18 protein-coding genes and 1 other RNA gene are annotated in these 17,764 nt (G+C 63.6%); 11 read left to right on the top strand and 8 right to left on the bottom strand.

Going from position 1 to position 17,764, the window contains the following annotated elements; translation table 11 throughout:
- Positions 1–69 precede the first annotated feature (69 nt).
- The 6 genes from RS897_RS05485 (at position 70) to RS897_RS05460 (ending at position 5,996) form a co-directional block, all read left to right on the top strand.
- The gene (locus tag RS897_RS05485) at positions 70–1,392 is read left to right on the top strand and encodes an ABC transporter substrate-binding protein (protein ID WP_315835577.1); all 1,323 of its coding nucleotides are present in this window, start codon (positions 70–72) and stop codon (positions 1,390–1,392) included.
- 68 nt (positions 1,393–1,460) lie between these two features.
- Positions 1,461–2,348, top strand: a complete 888-nt coding sequence (locus RS897_RS05480; RefSeq protein ID WP_315835576.1) for an ABC transporter permease — start codon at positions 1,461–1,463, stop codon at positions 2,346–2,348.
- Between the two features lie 4 nt (positions 2,349–2,352).
- Positions 2,353–3,234, top strand: coding sequence for an ABC transporter permease (locus tag RS897_RS05475; RefSeq protein ID WP_315835575.1), 882 nt, complete (start codon positions 2,353–2,355; stop codon positions 3,232–3,234).
- A gap of 76 nt (positions 3,235–3,310) precedes the next feature.
- Positions 3,311–4,042, top strand: coding sequence for an aspartate/glutamate racemase family protein (locus RS897_RS05470; protein WP_315835574.1), 732 nt, complete (start codon positions 3,311–3,313; stop codon positions 4,040–4,042).
- Between the two features lie 87 nt (positions 4,043–4,129).
- The gene (locus tag RS897_RS05465) at positions 4,130–4,930 is read left to right on the top strand and encodes a DUF1295 domain-containing protein (RefSeq protein WP_315835573.1); all 801 of its coding nucleotides are present in this window, start codon (positions 4,130–4,132) and stop codon (positions 4,928–4,930) included.
- Between the two features lie 40 nt (positions 4,931–4,970).
- Positions 4,971–5,996 carry an SAM-dependent methyltransferase gene (locus RS897_RS05460; protein ID WP_315835572.1) on the top strand — a complete coding sequence of 342 codons (1,026 nt, stop codon included), beginning with the start codon at positions 4,971–4,973 and terminating at the stop codon, positions 5,994–5,996.
- Here the strand turns inward: RS897_RS05460 and RS897_RS05455 are convergent.
- From RS897_RS05455 to tkt, 8 genes are all read right to left on the bottom strand, one after another.
- Positions 5,968–6,441, bottom strand: coding sequence for a hypothetical protein (locus RS897_RS05455; RefSeq protein ID WP_315835571.1), 474 nt, complete (start codon positions 6,439–6,441; stop codon positions 5,968–5,970). The two genes, RS897_RS05460 and RS897_RS05455, sit on opposite strands and share 29 nt — an antisense overlap.
- Positions 6,442–6,680: 239 nt before the next feature.
- Positions 6,681–7,472, bottom strand: coding sequence for an inositol monophosphatase family protein (locus RS897_RS05450; protein ID WP_315835570.1), 792 nt, complete (start codon positions 7,470–7,472; stop codon positions 6,681–6,683).
- Between the two features lie 88 nt (positions 7,473–7,560).
- Positions 7,561–8,679: a tetratricopeptide repeat protein gene (locus RS897_RS05445; protein ID WP_315835569.1), complete on the bottom strand. Its 1,119-nt coding sequence runs from the start codon at positions 8,677–8,679 to the stop codon at positions 7,561–7,563.
- Positions 8,680–8,723: 44 nt separating this feature from the next.
- Positions 8,724–9,428, bottom strand: a complete 705-nt coding sequence (locus RS897_RS05440; RefSeq protein ID WP_315835568.1) for a thiamine phosphate synthase — start codon at positions 9,426–9,428, stop codon at positions 8,724–8,726.
- Entirely contained in the window at positions 9,425–10,453 is a 1,029-nt protein-coding gene (locus RS897_RS05435) for a class I fructose-bisphosphate aldolase (RefSeq protein WP_315835567.1), read from the bottom strand. Before RS897_RS05435 ends, RS897_RS05440 begins: the two co-directional genes overlap by 4 nt.
- A 124-nt stretch (positions 10,454–10,577) precedes the next feature.
- Positions 10,578–11,774 (bottom strand): phosphoglycerate kinase, encoded by a 1,197-nt coding sequence (locus tag RS897_RS05430; protein WP_315835566.1) that lies wholly within the window; start codon positions 11,772–11,774, stop codon positions 10,578–10,580.
- Between the two features lie 93 nt (positions 11,775–11,867).
- Positions 11,868–12,875 carry a type I glyceraldehyde-3-phosphate dehydrogenase gene (gene gap / locus RS897_RS05425; protein WP_315835565.1) on the bottom strand — a complete coding sequence of 336 codons (1,008 nt, stop codon included), beginning with the start codon at positions 12,873–12,875 and terminating at the stop codon, positions 11,868–11,870.
- Positions 12,876–13,047: 172 nt separating this feature from the next.
- Positions 13,048–15,036: a transketolase gene (gene tkt / locus RS897_RS05420; RefSeq protein WP_315835564.1), complete on the bottom strand. Its 1,989-nt coding sequence runs from the start codon at positions 15,034–15,036 to the stop codon at positions 13,048–13,050.
- A 303-nt stretch (positions 15,037–15,339) separates the two neighbouring features.
- Between tkt and RS897_RS05415 the strand changes: the two genes are divergently transcribed.
- The 5 genes from RS897_RS05415 (at position 15,340) to RS897_RS05395 (ending at position 17,764) form a co-directional block, all read left to right on the top strand.
- A complete protein-coding gene (locus RS897_RS05415; protein ID WP_315835563.1) occupies positions 15,340–15,666 on the top strand; it encodes a DUF4164 domain-containing protein in 327 nt (108 codons plus the stop codon).
- Positions 15,663–16,046 carry a cell division protein ZapA gene (locus tag RS897_RS05410; RefSeq protein ID WP_315835562.1) on the top strand — a complete coding sequence of 128 codons (384 nt, stop codon included), beginning with the start codon at positions 15,663–15,665 and terminating at the stop codon, positions 16,044–16,046. The genes RS897_RS05415 and RS897_RS05410 overlap by 4 nt, the downstream gene beginning before the upstream one ends.
- A 115-nt stretch (positions 16,047–16,161) precedes the next feature.
- Positions 16,162–16,322: non-coding RNA, 6S RNA (gene ssrS / locus RS897_RS05405), on the top strand.
- 37 nt (positions 16,323–16,359) lie between these two features.
- A complete protein-coding gene (locus RS897_RS05400) occupies positions 16,360–16,941 on the top strand; it encodes a 5-formyltetrahydrofolate cyclo-ligase (protein WP_315835561.1) in 582 nt (193 codons plus the stop codon).
- 1 nt (position 16,942) lies between these two features.
- Positions 16,943–17,764, top strand: a complete 822-nt coding sequence (locus RS897_RS05395; RefSeq protein ID WP_315835560.1) for a TIGR00282 family metallophosphoesterase — start codon at positions 16,943–16,945, stop codon at positions 17,762–17,764.

Below are 17,764 nucleotides of genomic sequence, written 5' to 3'. Positions count from 1 at the left end.
TTTGCGCGGCAAAGCGACCGTTCTCTTTCAAACACAAAAAGCGTTTTCAAACACAAGGAGACTGACGAGATGAGCAAACCTTCTGACAACAAGCCGTCTGACAGCAAGAGGTCCGGCAAAACATCCGGCATCAGCCGCCGCACCATGCTGAAAGGCGCGGCGGGTTTCACCGGCCTTGCCACCGGCTCCGGTGCCATCACCGGCTTTCCCTATGTGATGTCGGCCGAGCCGAAGGTGCTGCGTTATCTCGGCACCGGCGTCAATGAAGGCGACCTGATCGGCACGCAATGCCTGAAGGACACCGGCATCAAGCTCGAATACATCACCGCGACCACCGATGACGTCACCAAGCGCGTGATCACCCAGCCGAATTCCTTCGACGTGCTGGACACCGAATATTTCTCGCTGAAGAAGCTGGTGCCGTCGGGCAACATCCTCGCCCTCGACGCCAAGAAAATCAAAGAGTTCGACAACATCACGCCGGTGTTCACCAAGGGACACCTGCCCAACGGCAAGAAGATCGGCGATCAGGGCACCGCACCCTGGAAGGTGCTGTATCTCGAAGGCAAGAATTCCAAGGTGTTCTCCAAGACCCCGACCGAATTCGTGACGCTGATTCCCACCGTCTACAACGCCGACACGCTCGGCATCCGGCCTGATTTGATCAAGCGGCCGATCAGCAGCTGGGCCGAACTGCTCAATCCCGAGTTCAAGGGCAAGGCCTCGATCCTCAACATCCCCTCCATCGGCATCATGGATGCGGCCATGGTGGTGGAGGCGACCGGTCAATACAAATATGCCGACAAGGGCAACATGACCAAGGCCGAGATCGACCTGACCATGAAGCTCCTGACCGAAGCGAAGAAGGCCGGCCAGTTCCGTGCGTTCTGGAGCGACTTCAACCAGTCGGTCAATCTGATGGCGTCCGGCGAGACGGTGATCCAGTCGATGTGGTCGCCCGCGGTCACCGCCGTGCGCAAGAAGGGCATCCCCTGCGTGTTCCAGCCGCTGAAGGAAGGTTATCGCAGCTGGGCCACCGGCTTCTGCGTGTCGAAGGGCGTGTCCGGCGCCAAGCTCGATTTGGCCTATGAGTTCGTCAACTGGTTCCTGTCCGGTTGGGCCGGTGCCTATCTCAACCGCCAGGGCTACTATTCGGCGGTGCTCTCCACCGCGCAGAAGAGCATGGAGCCCTATGAGTGGGCGTACTGGATGGAAGGCAAGCCGGCCGAGAAGGACATCAAGGGTCCCGACGGCTCGCTGCTGGAAAAGGCCGGCACGGTGCGCGACGGCGGCTCCTATGACGATCGCATGGGCAGCGTCGCCTGCTGGAATGCCGTGATGGACGAGAACGACTACATGGTCCGCAAGTGGAATGAGTTCATCGCGGCCTGATGATGAGAAAATGATCGCCGCCCGCGCACTGTCGTGCGGGCGGCGCATCTCGTTTGAAAGAGCAGGGAATGCACCAGAGTTCAGTTCGCCGCAACGTTGTCGCCTGGCTGCAGGCCGGGCCGATGGCGCTGGTCTTCCTCGCCTTCTTTCTGATTCCGCTGCTGTTTGTCGTGATCGTCAGTTTCTGGGATTACAACGACTATGAAATGCTGCCGATCTTCTCCGGCCGCGGCTACACCGATACGTTCGAGGGCTGCCTGCAGCAGCTGCCGGAGTTCTGCACCATCCTCAGGACTTACGGCTCGACGCTGAAATTCTGCTTCCTGGTGTGGTCGATCACCCTGGTGATCGGTTTCACCGTCGCTTATTTTCTCGCTTTCCACGTCCGGTCGAAGTCATGGCAGATCGGCCTCTCACTGCTGTGCACGATTCCATTCTGGACCTCGAACGTGATCCGGATGATCGCCTGGATTCCGCTGCTTGGCCGCAACGGGCTGGTCAACAAGGCGCTGGTGGAGGCAAAGATCGTCAATCAGCCGCTGGAGTGGCTGCTGTTTTCCGAATTCTCGGTGGTGCTCGCCTTCGTCCACCTGTTTACGTTTTTCATGGTGGTGCCGATCTTCAATTCCATGATCCGCATCGACAAGAGCCTGATCGAGGCGGCCTATGACGCCGGCGCCACAGGCTTCCAGACCCTGGTCAATGTGATCATTCCGCTGTCGAAGCCTGGCATCGTCATCGGCTCGATTTTCGTCATCACCATCGTGATGGGCGATTTCATCACCATCGGCGTGATGGGCGGCCAGCAGATCGCGTCCGCCGGCAAGATCATCCAGACCCGGCTCGATGCCATCCAGTTTCCCGCCGCCGCCGCCAATGCGGTGATCCTGCTTGCCGCCACCATGATGATCATTTTTTCCATGACCAGGCTTGTCGATATCCGCAGGGAGCTCTGAGGCGATGCGAGAGGGGCGCTCACGGAGCTTCTATGTGCTGGCGGCACTCTTCGCCGCCTATGTGGCGTTTCTGTATGGACCGATGATCGCGATTTTCGTGCTGTCATTCCAGGGCCCGGATGGTGGTCTTACCTTTCCGATGAACGGGGTGTCGCTGTACTGGTTCGAGCGGCTGTTCTCCGGCGGCAACGGCATCATCGATATCGGCGCGGCCTTCGTGCGCTCGGCGAAGCTCGGGTTGATGGTGGCGGTCCTGACGGTGGCGATTTCGGTCGCGGCCGGCATGGCCTTCCGCAAGAAATTCGTCGGCCAGGCCGTGATCTTTTATGTCGCGATCGCGTCGCTGATCGTGCCGTCCATCATCACCTCGCTCGGCATCGCCCTCGAATTCCGGCTGATCGATGACGGATTCAAGACCTTCATCGACGAGAATTTCTCGACCTCGATGGGGCTTTTGACCTCGGGGCTCGCGGCGCACCTGACCTGGACGCTGCCGTTCGGCCTGCTCATCATGTTCGCCATCTTCAATCGTTTCGATCCCCGTTATGAAGAGGCCGCACGCGACCTCGGTGCGACGCCCTGGCAGACCTTCCGCCATGTGGTGCTGCCGATGATCCTGCCGTCGGTGGTGGGAATCGGCCTGTTCGGCTTCACGCTGTCCTGGGACGAAATCGCCCGCTCCAGCCAGGCGATCGGCCCGGTCAACACCCTGCCGCTTGACCTGCAGGGATTGACCACCACGGTGACCAACCCGGACATCTACGCTTTGGGTACGGCGACCACGGGGGTCTCCTTCCTCGCCATCGGGCTGGCCCTGTTCGTGATCGGCTTCCTGCAACGCCGACAGTCCCGCCACGGCTCGGATGCCGGCTCGGGAATGCTATAGTCTCCCGACTCGCTGATCTCAGCTCGCCGATCCCAGCTCTCCGATATCAAGGCGAGCCCGCGCATCCGGAAACGTCATGAAGATTCACATCGTCAATCCCAACACCACCACCTCGATGACGCAAAAGATCGCCGCCGCGGCGCGCGCGGTGGCGGGGCCGGGTGTAGAGATCGTCGCCGACCAGCCCGAGATGGGCCCCGTGTCGATCGAGGGCTATTACGACGAGGCCTTCGCGATTCCCGGCATGCTGGCTCGCATCCGGGCGGCGGAGGCCGATGGTGTCGCCGGCCATGTGATCGCGTGTTTTGACGACACCGGCCTCGATGCAGCCCGTTCCATCTGCACCACGCCGGTGATCGGCATCGGCGAGGCTGGTTATCACGTGGCGAGCCTGATCGCGGGCCGGTTTTCCGTGGTCACCACGCTCGCCCGCTCGATCCCGGTGCTGGAGCACAACCTGCATCGTTATGGGCTGGCCGCGCGTTGCGGTCGTGTCCGGGCGGCGGATGTCGAGGTTCTCGCGTTGGAAGATCCGGCCTCCGGTGCCCGCGCCAAAATCTCGGACCAGATCGAAGCCGCCAAGCGTGAGGACCGGGCCGAGGCGATTGTGCTGGGATGTGCCGGCATGGCTGATCTGGCGGCTGAGCTGTCCCGAACGCACGGGCTGCCCGTCGTTGACGGGGTGGCCAGCGCGGTGGCCTTGGTCGAAGCCCTGGCGCGCCTGGGTGCGCAGACATCCAAGCTCGGCGGTTATGCCGCACCGCTGAAGAAGACCTATACGGGCGCCTTCGCCAGGTTTGCGCCGTAGCCTCGGCGCGATCATCGGTGTGAAACCGACCATCCGGCGTCCGCGTATCTCAACCGAGATACGGTGGTCTGCCGGCGAGGTCCAAAAATGCTGATGTCCTATCTGGTCGCGCTGCTGGTCATGGCGACGGTGTTCGCCGTGCTTATGGCGCTGGCCTGGCTGGTGCAGCAGCGCACCGGCAATTCCGGCTGGGTCGATACCATCTGGACCTTTTCGCTGGGCCTGATCGGCGCGGGCGGTGCGTTGTGGCCGCTGGGCGGGGGAGTGCCGAACGAACGGCAATGGCTTGTCGCGCTGCTGGTGGCGCTGTGGTCGCTGCGGCTCGGAAGTCATATCGCGCGCCGTTCGTCCGCCATCACTGATGATCCGCGTTATGCCCGGTTCGCGCGGGAGTGGGGCGCGGATGCGCGGCGGAAAATGTTCATCTTCCTGCAGAACCAGGCGCTCGGTTCTCTGCCGCTGGTATCAGCCATTTTCGTGGCCGCACATCTGCCGGGCGAGGTGCTTGGGGTGCAGGACTATGTCGGCGCCCTGGTGCTGCTGACCGGCATCGCCGGGGAGGCGGTGGCCGATTCACAGTTGAAACAATTCCGCGGAGATCCCGCCAACAAAGGCCGCGTCTGTGACATCGGGCTGTGGCAGCTGTCGCGGCATCCGAACTATTTTTTCCAATGGTTCGGCTGGCTCGCTTATCCGGTGATTGCGCTGTCTCCCGACTACCCCTGGGGATTGGCGGCTGTGCCGGCGCCGTTCGTCATGTACTGGATCCTGGTTCACGTCACCGGCATTCCGCCGCTGGAAGAGCAGATGCGTCATTCCCGCGGCGACGCCTATCGCGCCTACCAGGCCCGCACCAGCAAGTTCTTTCCGCTGCCGCCCCGCGCCTGAATCCTCATCATCCGTCACAAGAGCCACCCAAGAGTTATTCATGAGCATGATCGCGAAAATCATCGACACCGCGGAGCGGACCCCGCTGCCTGATGTCGTCATCCGCGCTGGCATCCAGGCGATGTGCGCGCGAACGGCGCAAAAGCTGGCCGGCGGCAATCTCGAAACCGATGCGGCATTTGCCCGCCAGATGACGGCGTGCGCCATCGCCGAACACACCGGTGACGCCAATGCGCAGCATTACGAAGTCCCCGCCGCGTTCTTCGCCAAGGTGCTCGGGCCCAACCGCAAATATTCCTCGTGTTTCTATGCGGATGCGGGCACCAGTTTGCAGGAGGCGGAGGAAGAGGCGCTGCGGCAGACGGTGCGCCGAGCCGGGCTCGCCGACGGGCAGAGTATCCTTGAACTCGGCTGCGGCTGGGGCTCGCTGTCGCTGTGGATGGCGCGGCAATTTCCGCGGGCGCGGATCGTTGCGGTGTCCAATTCGCAGTCGCAGCGAGTGCATATCGAAATCCAGGCGGCGTCGCGCGGGCTGCGCAACCTGGAGGTCGTCACCGCCGACATGAACGTGTTCGAGCCAGCGCAAAAATTCACACGCATCGTTTCGGTCGAGATGTTCGAGCACATGATGAACTGGCGCGAACTGCTGACGCGCCTGCGCGGCTGGCTTGAGCCGCAGGGCCGATTCTTCATGCACATCTTCACCCATCGCGCCGGCGCCTATCTGTTCGATCGCGCCGACAAGCAGGATTGGATCGCGCAGCACTTCTTCACCGGCGGGGTGATGCCGAGCCATCGGCTGATCCGGCAATATGCCGATCTGTTCCAAGTCGAGCAGGAATGGCGCTGGAGCGGGGCGCACTACCAGCGCACGGCCCGCGACTGGCTGGCGAATTTCGACGCGCATCGCACCGAGATCGAAGCCATCCTGCGGCCGGTCTATGGCGAGGATACGCGGTTATGGATGCGGCGCTGGCGCTGGTTCTTCCTCGCTACCGCGGGCCTGTTCGGCCATGCGGGTGGAGAGGAATGGGGCGTCAGCCACTATTCGCTGAAGGCCGCGTGAGCTCCGTCTTGATGGGACGCACCTCGATCTGTTTCGCATCGACGCAGATCAGCGACGGCGTTTCTCCGTCATCGTAGTAGCAATTGGCGAACTGCTCACCGCTGCGCACATCGGCCGGACCATCGATCTCCGCGACCAGGCGGGGATTGTCCTTCTCCCACCGCATCTGCAATTGATCGCGCTGCCCCGGCCAGACCAGCGCCGGACCGCCACGCGGGCGGCTTGTCGAGCCCACGACGGGAGGCTTGCCGGACGAAATCCACGCCGCCGTCACCGAAGACGAACCGTTGGCATGGTCATAATGGTAGATCGCGGCGTACCGCGGCTTCGTCGAATCGTGAACGACGGCAACCACCTTGAAGCGGTCGAGCGGATCACGGGCTTGCCATGCCAGCAGGCCCACGATCAGGACGATGGATGGGCCGGCAACAAGTCCGGCGTTCACGATCCACCGATTCAATGGCGTTTTCGCAATGTCTGGCTGCATTGTCCAAGCCTGGTCCAAGCCCGTCTAATTCAAGCCCGCTAATTCAAGCCCGTCGAATCCGGCTTCAGTTTATGCTGTGAAACTTCGCCGATCAACGGATCGCTGACGCGGGGGTGCCCTGACGCTGGAACAGGTCAATGGGGTCGTCTGTGGTTCCGGATAGGCGGAGCGGTATTCAGGGGGCCTATCAGAAAGCTTTAGCCAACGGCCTTCAGCACCTTCACCAGTTCACGGTGAATGTTTTCATTGCCGCAGATCACATGGCCGGTCTTCAGCGGGTCGTCATTGCCCAGCATGCCGGACACGGTGCCGCCGGCTTCGCGGATCATCAGCATACCGGCTGCCAGATCCCATGGCTGCAGGTCGCGCTCCCAGTAACCGTCGAGCCGGCCGGCGGCGACGGCGGCGAGATCGAGCGAGGCGGCGCCGAAGCGGCGCAGGCCCGCCACCTTCGGCATCATGGTCGCGAGTTCCTTGAGGCCGTGCTGCAGGTCGCCGCGTCCGATATGCGGCAGTCCGCAGGCGATCACGCAGTCATGCAGTTGCTTGCGGCCGGCGACGCGCAGCCGCTGGTCGTTCAGGAACGCGCCCTTGCCGCGTTCGGAAATGTAGAGCTCGTCATTGGCCGGATTGTAGATCACGCCGGCGATCAGCACGTCATCGCGCTGCAGTCCGATCGAGATCGCGAACTGCGGAATGCCGTGCAGGAAATTGGTGGTGCCGTCGAGCGGATCGACGATCCAGGTGTGGCTCTTGTCGGTGCCCTCGCGCACACCGCCTTCCTCGCCAAGGAAGCCGTAGCCCGGCCGCGCTTTCGCGAGATCGGTGTACAGCATTTCTTCCGCGCGCTTGTCGGCATTGCTGACGTAGTTGGCCGGGCCCTTCAGCGACACCTGCAGGTTCTCGATCTCGCCGAGGTCGCGCTTGAGGCTGCGGCCGGCGCGGCGGGCGGCTTTCACCATGACATTGATGAGGGCTGAAGGGATCATGGCTCGTTTCGTCGCAATAAAAGGGGGCTGGGGCGGAGGTTGTGGGTGCCCTGTGCAGGCGATGGCGTCAAGTGCGTTATTTCGGGCGTTATTTGCGGCCGAGCCAGCGGCGCGCGCCGGCCTCGGCCTTGGCGCGGTCTTCGGGTGACAGCTTGTCCAGTTCCGCGTCCAGCATCAGGTCGCCATTGCCCTTGGACTTGGCGATCAGGTGCCATTTCAGGCCTTCGATCTTGTCGATGGGAGCACCGATGCCGACCACCAGCACCCGCGCCAGGCGGTTCTGGGCGATCGGGCTGCCCTGGCGGGAGGCGCGCCACAGCAACTGAACGGCGGCGGCTTCGTCCTTCTGCGTCCCGGTGCCGTTGAACAGGGCGATGGCGTACTCAACCTCGGCGTCGAGATAGTCGGCGGTGGCGGCGGCTTTGAGCAATTTGGCGGTCTCGACGGGATTTTTCTCCACCCCGCGGCCTTCCTTGTAGAAGGTCGCCAGCGCGTATTGCGCTTCCGGGCTGCCCGCATCGGCCGCCTGCCGGAACAGTTCGGCGGCGCGCTTGAGATCCTGCGGAAAGGTCTGTCCCTCCAGATAGAGCAGGCCGAGATTGTAGGCGGCGGCTGCCTTGCCGAGCTTGGCGGAGGAGGCCAGCAGTTTCGCCCCTTCGCCGCGGTCGGGGGGGCCGCCGCGTCCGGCGATACGGAACATGGCCAGCGCGAACATCGCTTCGCGGTCGCCGCGGTCGGCGGCCGCCTTGTACCAGAGCGCGGCCTTGGCATCGTCGCGGTTGGTGCCGAAGCCGTTGGCATAGAGTTCGCCGAGCAGCGTCATGGCCCTGACGTCGCCCTTGTCGTTGGCGCGCGCGGTCGCGATCCGAAGCGCCTCGCCATATTTGCCGCGCTGATAGGCGCCATAGGCAAGATCGACATTGGGATCGTCCGGCGCCGGCGCGGTTGCGGCCGGCTGCGCCGGGGCTTTGGCTGCGGGAGGCGGTGCGGCCTTCTTCGCCGGGGCGGCTTGTTTGGCCGTCGCTGCGGCCTGGGGGGCAGCCTTCGGGGCAGCCTTGGGTGCGACAGCCTTGGGTGCCGCTTTGGGCGCGGGCTGTTGTTGCACGCCGGGCGGAGTCAGCGAAATCTGCGCACGCGCGCCATCGGCCTGCGCAAGCGTCAGCACGGCGCAACACGATGCAAGCAGCCCAGCACGCAGGATTGTCATCCCGGACGTCTTCCCCTCATTCTCATGGCAAATATTGGGCGCGGTTACACGTTTTGCGCCAGAGCCCTGCCGAACGTGCCATCCGGATTCTGCCCGATCGCCTGCCGCGCGTCCATCAAGGCAGCGCGCGGGCCGCGCGGGTCGCTCCAGACGAGATCGCCGACCAGCACGAAGTCGGCGCCGGCGGCGGCGAAGACGCCGGCTTCGTCCAGCGTTGCGGCAAATCCCACGCAGGGCGGCTCGAACAGTTCAGCCCACCATTGCAGCCGCTCGGCGATCGCCTCGATCGACGGCCGTTTGCCGTCGGCATCGACCTCGCCAAACAGCACGTAGTCGATGCCGGATTCGCCCGCCAGCATGGCATCGTGACGTGTGATCAGTCCGCCGACACCGGCGATGCGTTCGGGCTTCAAGGTCGGCAGCGCCTCCTGCAGGGCCTCGATGCCGGTCAGGTGCGCCCCGTCGGCGCCCGCGCGGGCAACGATGGCGACATTGCCATCAAGCAGGAATTGGCCGTCGAGCAGGCAGGCCACGTCGGCGCGCTGGATCGGCGACACCAGGCGTTTGGCGCGTTCCGTCATGGTGCGCTCGTCGGTCCGCGCCAGCCGCACCAGCACGGCAGCGACATCGCTGCCGTCCAGCAGATCGGCAAGCACGGTCACGAGGGCCGAGGGATCCTCCACCACCGGTGTCGCGAGATAGAGTCGCGGCGCCGGTCGTGGCGGGGCCGATTTCGGCTTCGTGCTCACGCCGCCTTCTTCTTTTCCAGGTCGGCTTTCCACTCGCCCTTGCTGGCGAGGCTGTTCATCTGCGCACGGTGGGTGAAGGCCTGCTGGCCCGCGGCCACGTTCTCGGCCTTGCCGGACCACGCCTTCTGCGGCGCGGCCTGCAGCGCGCGGCCATAGGAGAAGGTGAGACCCCACGGCAACCCGCCGATCCGGTGCATCGCATCGAGATGGGCGGTGGCGTCCTCGTCGGACTGGCCGCCCGACAGGAAAGCGATACCGGGCACCGCGCTCGGCACCCACGACTTCAAAAGCTTGATGGTCTTCTCGGCGACTTCCGCGACCGACGCCTGCTTCGGGCTCTTTTTGCCGGCGATCGCCATGTTCGGCTTCAGCACCATGCCTTCAAGCGCCACGCGCTGCTCGTACAGCTCCTGGAAGGTTTTCCGGAGCACGTGTTCGGTCACTTCGTAGCAGCGGTCGATGTCATGATCGCCGTCCATCAGCACTTCCGGCTCGACGATCGGCACGATCTGCGCGGCCTGGCACAGTGCGGCATAACGCGCCAGCGCGTGCGCATTGGTATGGATGGCAGTTGCACTCGGAATGCCGTTGCCGACATCGATCACCGCGCGCCATTTCGCGAACCGCGCGCCCTGCTCGTAATATTTCTTCAGTCGCTCGGCGAGCTTGTCGAGGCCGACGGTGATCAGTTCACCCGGGCAGCCCGGCAGCGCCTGCGTGCCTTCGTCGACCTTGATGCCGGGGATCGCGCCGGCCTGTTCGATCACCTTGACCAGCGGCGTGCCGTCCTTGGCCTTCTGCCAGATGGTTTCGTCATAAAGAATCACGCCCGAGATGTAGTTGGTCATCGCGTCCTTGGCGCGGAACATCATCTCGCGATAATCGCGGCGGCTGTCTTCGGTGGATTCCACGCCGATGACATCGAAGCGTTTCTTGATCGTTCCCGAGGATTCGTCGGCTGCAAGAATGCCTTTGCCTGGTGCAACCATGGCTCGGGCTACCTTGTTGAGGTCGGCGAGATTCATCGGGGTCTCCTGATTTGTCGAAACGATGCGTGCGTTGATGACTGCGAAAGTAGTTGATTCCGGGGCGGCAGACGTCCGTTGCCGAGGATTTATAGCGCGTGTCGTCCCGATCGGAAACGCCGCGTCATTTTGTCCTCAGCACGTCCACGCCCGGCAACGGCTTGCCTTCCATCCATTCCAGGAAAGCGCCGCCGGCGGTGGACACGTAGGTAAAGGTCTCAGCAACCCCGGCCTGGTTCAGCGCGGCGACGGTATCGCCGCCGCCGGCCACCGACACCAGCTTCTTGGCCTTGGTGCGCTCGGCGGCGTGCCTGGCGGCGGCCACCGTGCCCTTGTCGAAGGGGTTCAGCTCGAAGGCGCCGAGCGGGCCGTTCCAGACCAGTGTCGCGGCGTCGTCGATCGCGGCATTGACGCGGCCGATCGAGAGCGGGCCGACGTCGAGGATCATGCCGTCGTTGGGAATGGCGTCGAGGCCGTAGGCATGGGACGGTGTATTGGCCGCGAAATGATAGGCGACCACCGCGTCCACCGGCAGGATGATGGCGCAGTTCGCGGTCTCAGCCTTGGCGAGGATGCGCAGTGCCGTCGGCGCCAGATCCTTTTCCGCCAGCGATTTGCCGATGTTGACGCCCTGCGCATGCAGGAAGGTGTTGGCCATGCCGCCGCCGATCACCAGCGCATCGACCTTGGCCACCAGGTTTTCCAGCAGATCGAGCTTGGTCGAGACCTTGGCGCCACCGACGATTGCGATCACCGGCTTGGTCGGCTTCTCCAGCGCCGCCGACAGTGCATCGAGTTCGGCCTGCATGGTGCGGCCGGCATAGGCGGGCAGGGTGTGGCCGAGGCCTTCGGTGGAGGCGTGGGCGCGATGCGCGGCCGAGAAGGCATCATTGACCCAGATGTCGCCGAGCTTGGCCAATGCGGCAACGAACGCCGGATCGTTCTTTTCCTCTTCCTTGTGGAAGCGGGTGTTTTCCAGGCAGAGGATGTCGCCGTCTGTCATGGCGGCGACGGCTTTTTCCGCAGCGTCGCCGATGCAGTCGTCAGCGAACGCGACAGGCTTTTTGAGCAGGTCTGCGAGCACGGCCGCCACCGGCTTCAGCGAGTCCTTGGGATCGCGGCCCTTGGGCCGGCCGAAATGCGCCAGCAGGATGACCTTGCCGCCATTGCCGGAGATTTCGGTGAGGGTGGGCGCAATGCGCTCCAGCCGCGTCAGGTCCGTCACCTTGCCGTTGTCCATCGGCACGTTGAGGTCGACGCGCACCAGCACGCGCTTTCCCTTCACGTCGACATCATCGAGGGTTCGGAACGACTTCGTCATACTCACCACGCCCTGAATCTTGCGGTTCTAAAAAGAGCCTAACAAAGAGAAATGTCCGGTGGCTGGGGGCGCACCGGACATCTTCTGGTCTCGTCAGATCAGCTTGCCAATCGCGACGGCCGTGTCGGCCATGCGGTTGGAGAAGCCCCATTCATTGTCGTACCACGCCAGCACGCGCACCAGCGTTCCGCCCTGCACCTTGGTCTGGTCGAAGGCGAAGGTGGCGGAGTGCGGATCGTGATTGAAGTCGATCGAGACGTTGGGGTGGCTGGTGGTGCCGAGGATGCCTTTCAGCTCCTGGGCCGCCGCCCGCTTGATCGCTTCGTTGATCTCTTCCTTGGTGGTGGTTTTCTTGGCGACGATCTTGAGATCGATCACCGAGACGTTCGGAGAGGGAACGCGGATCGAGACGCCGTCCAGCTTGCCGTTCAGCTCGGGCAGCACCAGGCCGATCGCCTTGGCGGCGCCGGTCGAGGTCGGGATCATCGAAAGCCCCGCTGCACGGGCGCGATAGAGATCGCTGTGCATGGTATCCAGCGTCGGCTGGTCGCCGGTGTAGGCGTGGATCGTGGTCATGAAGCCGGTTTCGATGCCGACGGTGTCGTTCAGCACCTTGGCCACCGGTGCCAGGCAGTTGGTGGTGCAGGAACCGTTGGAGACCACCAGGTGCTCCTTGCTCAGCTTGTCGTGGTTGACACCGTACACGATGGTCGCATCGGCGCCGTCGGACGGGGCCGAGACCAGCACGCGCTTGGCGCCGGCGGTCAGATGGGCGGAGGCCTTGGCCTTGGCGCTGAAGATGCCGGTGCATTCCAGCGCGATATCGATGCCGAGCTCCTTCCAGGGCAGCGTCGAGGGATCGCGGACCGCGGTCACCTTGATCTTGCCGCGGCCGATATCGATCGAATCGCCGTCGACCGTCACTTCGCCGGGGAAGCGGCCGTGCACGGAGTCAAAGCGCAGCAAATGGGCGTTGGTCTCGACCGGACCGAGATCGTTGACTGCAATGACCTCGATATCCGTGCGCTTGGCTTCATAAATCGCCCGCAGGACGTTGCGGCCGATGCGGCCAAACCCATTGATCGCGACCCGGATTGCCATTCACTGATCTCCTTGTTCTCAAGATGGGGGTTTATGCGGCGTTTTTTGCCCCGAATGGCCCCGTGTTGCAATGCATAAGAAGTTCCAATGTTCCGAAAGGTTTATCGGAACATGGAGGGGCTTCCGCCAAGCATGCCTCCGGGCTTTGCCCCAAGGGTGTTACCCGACTGTGTTATTTGCGGCCCAGCCGCGCGGCTGCAGCGTCGGCCGCGGCTTCTGCCGTGATGCCGAAGTGCTTGTACAGGTCCTTGGCCGGGGCGCTTTCGCCAAATCCGTGCATGCCGATGAAGATTCCATCGTGGCCGATGACACCGTCCCAGCCGAAGCGCACGGCGGCTTCGATGGCCACCTTGACCGGTGCTTTGCCGATGATGGCGCCGCGGGCTGTCTCGGTGGCGCCCAGCAGAAGTTCCAGGCTGGGGACCGAGACCACGCGGGCCTTGATGCCGCGTGCCACGAGTAGCTTCTGGGCTTCGACCGCGAGTGAGACTTCCGAGCCGGTCGCGAACAGTGAGACTTCGGCCTCTCCGTCAGCGGCGACCAGTTCATAGGCGCCGGCCGCGCTGAGATTCGCGGTGCTGTTGGTGGTCCGCAGCGGCGGCAGGTTTTGGCGCGACAGCGCCAAGACCGTCGGTCCGTCGGTGCGTTCCAGCGCGATCTGCCAGCATTCCGCGGTTTCCACCGCGTCGGCGGGCCGCAGCACCCGCATGTTCGGCATCGCGCGTAGCGATGCCAGATGTTCCACCGGCTGGTGGGTCGGCCCGTCTTCGCCCAGGCCGATCGAATCGTGGGTCATCACGTAGACCACCGGGGTGCGCGACAGCGCCGAGATGCGCATGGCGCCGCGGGCATAATCGGTGAAGCAGAGGAAAGTGCCGCCGGCCGGTGCATAACCGCCATGGATGGCAAGGCCGTTCATGGCCGCCGCCATGCCCATTTCGCGAATGCCATAATGGATGTAGCGCCCAGCGAACTGTCCCGGGCCAATTTCCTTCAGGCCCTTGGTGCGGGTGTTGTTCGAGGGCGTGAGGTCGGCGGATCCCAGCAGCAATTCCGGGACCTCATTGACCAGCGCTTCCAGCGCCATTTCGCTGGCCTTGCGGGTGGCAACTGTCGGTGCCTCAGCGACCAGCTTTTCCTTCAATTTGGCCACGGTGGCGTCGAGGCTGCTGGGACGCTTGCGATCGATCACGCGGCGCTGGAATTCGCCACGCTTGTCGGCGGCGAGCGCCTCGAAACGCTTGCGCCAGTCGGTGTGGGCGCCTTCACCGCGCTTGCCGACGGCACGCCAGGCGTCCAGCACATCGTCAGGAACCTCGAACGGGCCGTAATTCCAGCCCAGCGCCTTCTTGGCGCCGGCCAGTTCCTCGGCACCGAGCGGTTCGCCGTGCGCCTTGGAGGTGCCGGCCCGCGTCGGGGCGCCGAATCCGATGGTGGTCTTGCAGGCGATCAGCGAGGGCCGGTCGGACTTTTGCGCCTGCGTGATTGCGTCGGCAATCGCCTTGGGATCGTGACCGTCGATCTGGACCGCATTCCAGCCATGGGCCTTGAAGCGCGCCACCTGGTCGACACTGTCGGTCAGGGTCAGCGGTCCGTCGATGGAGATGCCGTTGTCGTCATAGAGAAAAATCAGCTTCGACAGCTTGAGATGGCCGGCCATCGCCATCGCTTCGTGGCTGATGCCCTCCATCAGGTCGCCGTCGGAGCACAGCACATAGGTGTAGTGATCGACCACCTCGTTGCCGAATTCGGCCGCGAGCATGCGTTCGCCCAGAGCGAAGCCGACCGCGGTGGCGATACCCTGGCCGAGCGGGCCGGTGGTGGTTTCGACCCCCGGGGTGTGGAAATTCTCCGGATGGCCCGGCGTCAGCGACCCCAGCTGGCGGAAATTCTTCAACTGGTCCAGCGTCATGGTCGCGTTGCCGGTTAGATACAGCAACGAATACAGCAGCATGGAGCCGTGGCCGGCCGACAGGATGAAACGGTCGCGGTCCGGCCATTTCGGGTCGGTGGCGTCGAATTTCAGGAATTGGGTGAACAGCACCGTCGCCACGTCTGCGGCGCCCATCGGCAGGCCTGGATGACCGGACTTCGCTTTTTCGACGCCGTCCATGGAAAGCGCACGAACTGCGTTGGCCAAACGGGAATGATCGACGGTCATGGGCACCAGCCTGTCAGAAGATGAAGCAAAACGCCGTGGAATGGCGGGCGGAAAGGAAATATCCGCCGCAAAGGGCGGATATCTCCGCAGAAACCGGGGAATAGCATCTGCATCCGTCGAGTCCAAGCACAACGCCTGATATCGACACCGAAGTCCCCCAGTCTGTTCCGCTTAGCGGTGCATAGCTTCTGCGCAACGTTGCGCTGGCTTGCGGTAGTTTGTAAATTTCGGCAGCTAAATCTTTGCCGAGGCACGATCTTTATTGCCTCGTCTGATTTTCAGAGGGAGTCTTTCGGGGCGCGCATGATCGATCGTCCACCTAGCGGCTACGCCAATGCGGAAGCCAACAGCGGGCCCAGCGAGGTCGAAGCCGCCACGCGGCGGCTTGCGGCTGCGCTGGACGCACTGGAAGCGGCGGTAGAGCGGCGGCGGGAAGCCGATCGTGATGAAGATGAACTGGCGGCGCGTATCCAGGCGCTCGGCACCGATCGTTCGCGACTCGCCAATGAACTTGACGGATCGCTGGTGCGCTCGCGTGAACTCGAGCGCGTCAATCGCGAGGTGTCGCAACGGCTCGACGTCGCGATCGAAACCATCCGCGCTGTCATCGACAACGAGGAGCCGACATGAGCCACGTCAATGTCACCATCAATGGCCGTCAGTATCGCATGGCGTGCGAGGAGGGCCAGGAGCGCAGGCTGCTGCAGCTCGCCGACAGCATGGAAAGCCGGGTCGAGGGCCTGCGCGGCAAATTCGGCGAAATCGGCGATGCGCGGCTCACCGTGATGGCCGCATTGACGATCGCCGACGAACTGCTCGACGCCAACCAGCGCATCGGGCGTCTGGAAGAGCAGCTCAATGCCCTGCAGGACGCGCGTTATGCGGCGTCCGAGCGCGCCAAGGCGACGCAGTCGGCGATTTCGCTGGCGCTGAATTCGGCGTCCGAGCGGCTGGAGAAAATGTCGCAGACCCTCAACCGCACGCTCGGCGGCGGCATCGCCATCGGGTGATACGACTTTGCACGCGAAGTGCGCCCGCAGCCGGTGAGACGAACCATCAATCTAATTTGTTGCAAAGGCGCCAGGATGGGTGGCGAGCGCGCACAATCATCGCTACATTGGCTCTGCGAAGCTGCGTCTCTCGTCAGGAGCCATATATCCCCGGGGCCTTATCGATCCTTAAGGGAGCTGTCCCTGGCCGGGCCCGTGGGCCCGGTCATATGGCGCCCACCTACTTTCGTAGGGAACTCCGGGATCGAGCGCTTCAACGGTTATCGTGGCTTCGCGCTTAATTCTGGTTTTCCGGATCATGTTATAACGCCGCATGACCGGTCTCTCTCCGACAAAACGCGATTTGCGCGCCGCCGCCCTGGCGCGGCGAGACGCGCTGACAACCCAGCAGCGCTTTGCCGCAGCTGATGCTGTGGCTGCACGTGCGTTTCCCCTTGAAGTGGCGTCGGGCCAAGCCGTCGCCGGCTATTCTCCGATCCGCAGCGAATTCGATCCGAGGCCGTTGATGGAGGCGCTCGCGCGACGCGGAGCGCGGCTCGCGCTGCCGGTGATCGTCGCACGCGACCAGCCGCTGCTGTTCCGGATCTGGTCGCCAAGCACGGCAATGGTGCGCGGGCAAATGGGGATTTTCGAGCCTGCGGCCGATGCCCCGGTCGTGGTGCCCGACATCATGCTGGTGCCGCTGGCGGCGTTCGATCGCACCGGCCATCGCATCGGCTACGGTGCGGGTCATTACGACAGGACGTTCGAACAACTGCGCCGGATGAAGACGATCGTTGCGGTAGGGCTGGCGTTTTCCGTGCAGCAGGTAGCCGCCGTTCCCGCATTGCCGCATGACGTGCGGCTCGACTATATTGTGACCGAACACCAAACCATCGACACACGAGGTCATTGAGTTGCGGATTCTGTTTATTGGCGATGTCGTCGGCAAGACCGGGCGCACTGCGATTACCGATCGTCTGCCGGGCCTGATCCGTGACTGGACGCTCGATCTGGTTGTGGTGAATGGCGAGAACGCCGCCGGCGGCTTCGGCATCACCGAGGCGATTTATCAGGATTTCATAGACGCCGGCGCCGATGCGGTGACGCTCGGCAACCATGCCTGGAATCAGAAAGAGGCGCTGGTGTTCATCGAACGTGCGCCGCGCCTGATCCGCCCGCTGAATTTTCCCAAGCGCACGCCGGGCCGCGGCGCGGCCTTGATCGATACCAAGAGCGGCAAGCGCGCGCTGGTCATCAACGCCATGGGTCGCATTTTCATGGAGCCGCTCAACGATCCGTTCCGTGCGATTGATGGTGAGCTGGAGGCGTGTCCACTGCGCGAGGCGGCGGACGCCATCATTGTCGATTTCCACGGCGAGGCATCGAGCGAGAAGCAGGCGATGGGGCACTTCTGCGACGGCCGCGTCAGCCTGGTGGTCGGCACCCATACCCACATCCCGACCAGCGATTATCAGATCCTCACCGGCGGCACCGCCTACATGACCGACGCCGGCATGACCGGCGATTATGATTCGGTGATCGGCATGCAGAAGGAAGAGCCGCTGCAGCGGTTCCTCACCGGCATCCCGTCGGCGCGCTTCGAGCCGGCCAATGGCCCCGCAACGCTGAGCGGCGTTGCGCTCGAGACCGACGACACCACCGGCCTCGCCACCCGCGTCGCCCCGGTGCGCCTCGGCGGACGGCTGGAGCAGACACAGCCGACGTTCTGGTCCTAA

The organism is Bradyrhizobium prioriisuperbiae (assembly GCF_032397745.1).
GTDB classification, from domain to species: domain Bacteria; phylum Pseudomonadota; class Alphaproteobacteria; order Rhizobiales; family Xanthobacteraceae; genus Bradyrhizobium_A; species Bradyrhizobium_A prioriisuperbiae.
Note: the sequence above shows the minus strand (reverse complement) of the source record. Positions and strands in the feature narration are given on the sequence as shown.

Bases quoted from the DNA above. Each gene is read 5' to 3' on its own strand.
- RS897_RS05485 (WP_315835577.1), top strand. From the start codon at position 70: ATGAGCAAACCTTCTGACAACAAGCCGTCTGACAGCAAGAGGTCCGGC.
- RS897_RS05480 (WP_315835576.1), top strand. From the start codon at position 1,461: ATGCACCAGAGTTCAGTTCGCCGCAACGTTGTCGCCTGGCTGCAGGCC.
- RS897_RS05475 (WP_315835575.1), top strand. From the start codon at position 2,353: ATGCGAGAGGGGCGCTCACGGAGCTTCTATGTGCTGGCGGCACTCTTC.
- RS897_RS05470 (WP_315835574.1), top strand. From the start codon at position 3,311: ATGAAGATTCACATCGTCAATCCCAACACCACCACCTCGATGACGCAA.
- RS897_RS05465 (WP_315835573.1), top strand. From the start codon at position 4,130: ATGCTGATGTCCTATCTGGTCGCGCTGCTGGTCATGGCGACGGTGTTC.
- RS897_RS05460 (WP_315835572.1), top strand. From the start codon at position 4,971: ATGAGCATGATCGCGAAAATCATCGACACCGCGGAGCGGACCCCGCTG.
- RS897_RS05450 (WP_315835570.1), bottom strand. From the start codon at position 7,472: ATGATCCCTTCAGCCCTCATCAATGTCATGGTGAAAGCCGCCCGCCGC.
- RS897_RS05445 (WP_315835569.1), bottom strand. From the start codon at position 8,679: ATGACAATCCTGCGTGCTGGGCTGCTTGCATCGTGTTGCGCCGTGCTG.
- RS897_RS05435 (WP_315835567.1), bottom strand. From the start codon at position 10,453: ATGAATCTCGCCGACCTCAACAAGGTAGCCCGAGCCATGGTTGCACCA.
- RS897_RS05430 (WP_315835566.1), bottom strand. From the start codon at position 11,774: ATGACGAAGTCGTTCCGAACCCTCGATGATGTCGACGTGAAGGGAAAG.
- gap (WP_315835565.1), bottom strand. From the start codon at position 12,875: ATGGCAATCCGGGTCGCGATCAATGGGTTTGGCCGCATCGGCCGCAAC.
- tkt (WP_315835564.1), bottom strand. From the start codon at position 15,036: ATGACCGTCGATCATTCCCGTTTGGCCAACGCAGTTCGTGCGCTTTCC.
- RS897_RS05415 (WP_315835563.1), top strand. From the start codon at position 15,340: ATGATCGATCGTCCACCTAGCGGCTACGCCAATGCGGAAGCCAACAGC.
- RS897_RS05410 (WP_315835562.1), top strand. From the start codon at position 15,663: ATGAGCCACGTCAATGTCACCATCAATGGCCGTCAGTATCGCATGGCG.
- RS897_RS05400 (WP_315835561.1), top strand. From the start codon at position 16,360: ATGACCGGTCTCTCTCCGACAAAACGCGATTTGCGCGCCGCCGCCCTG.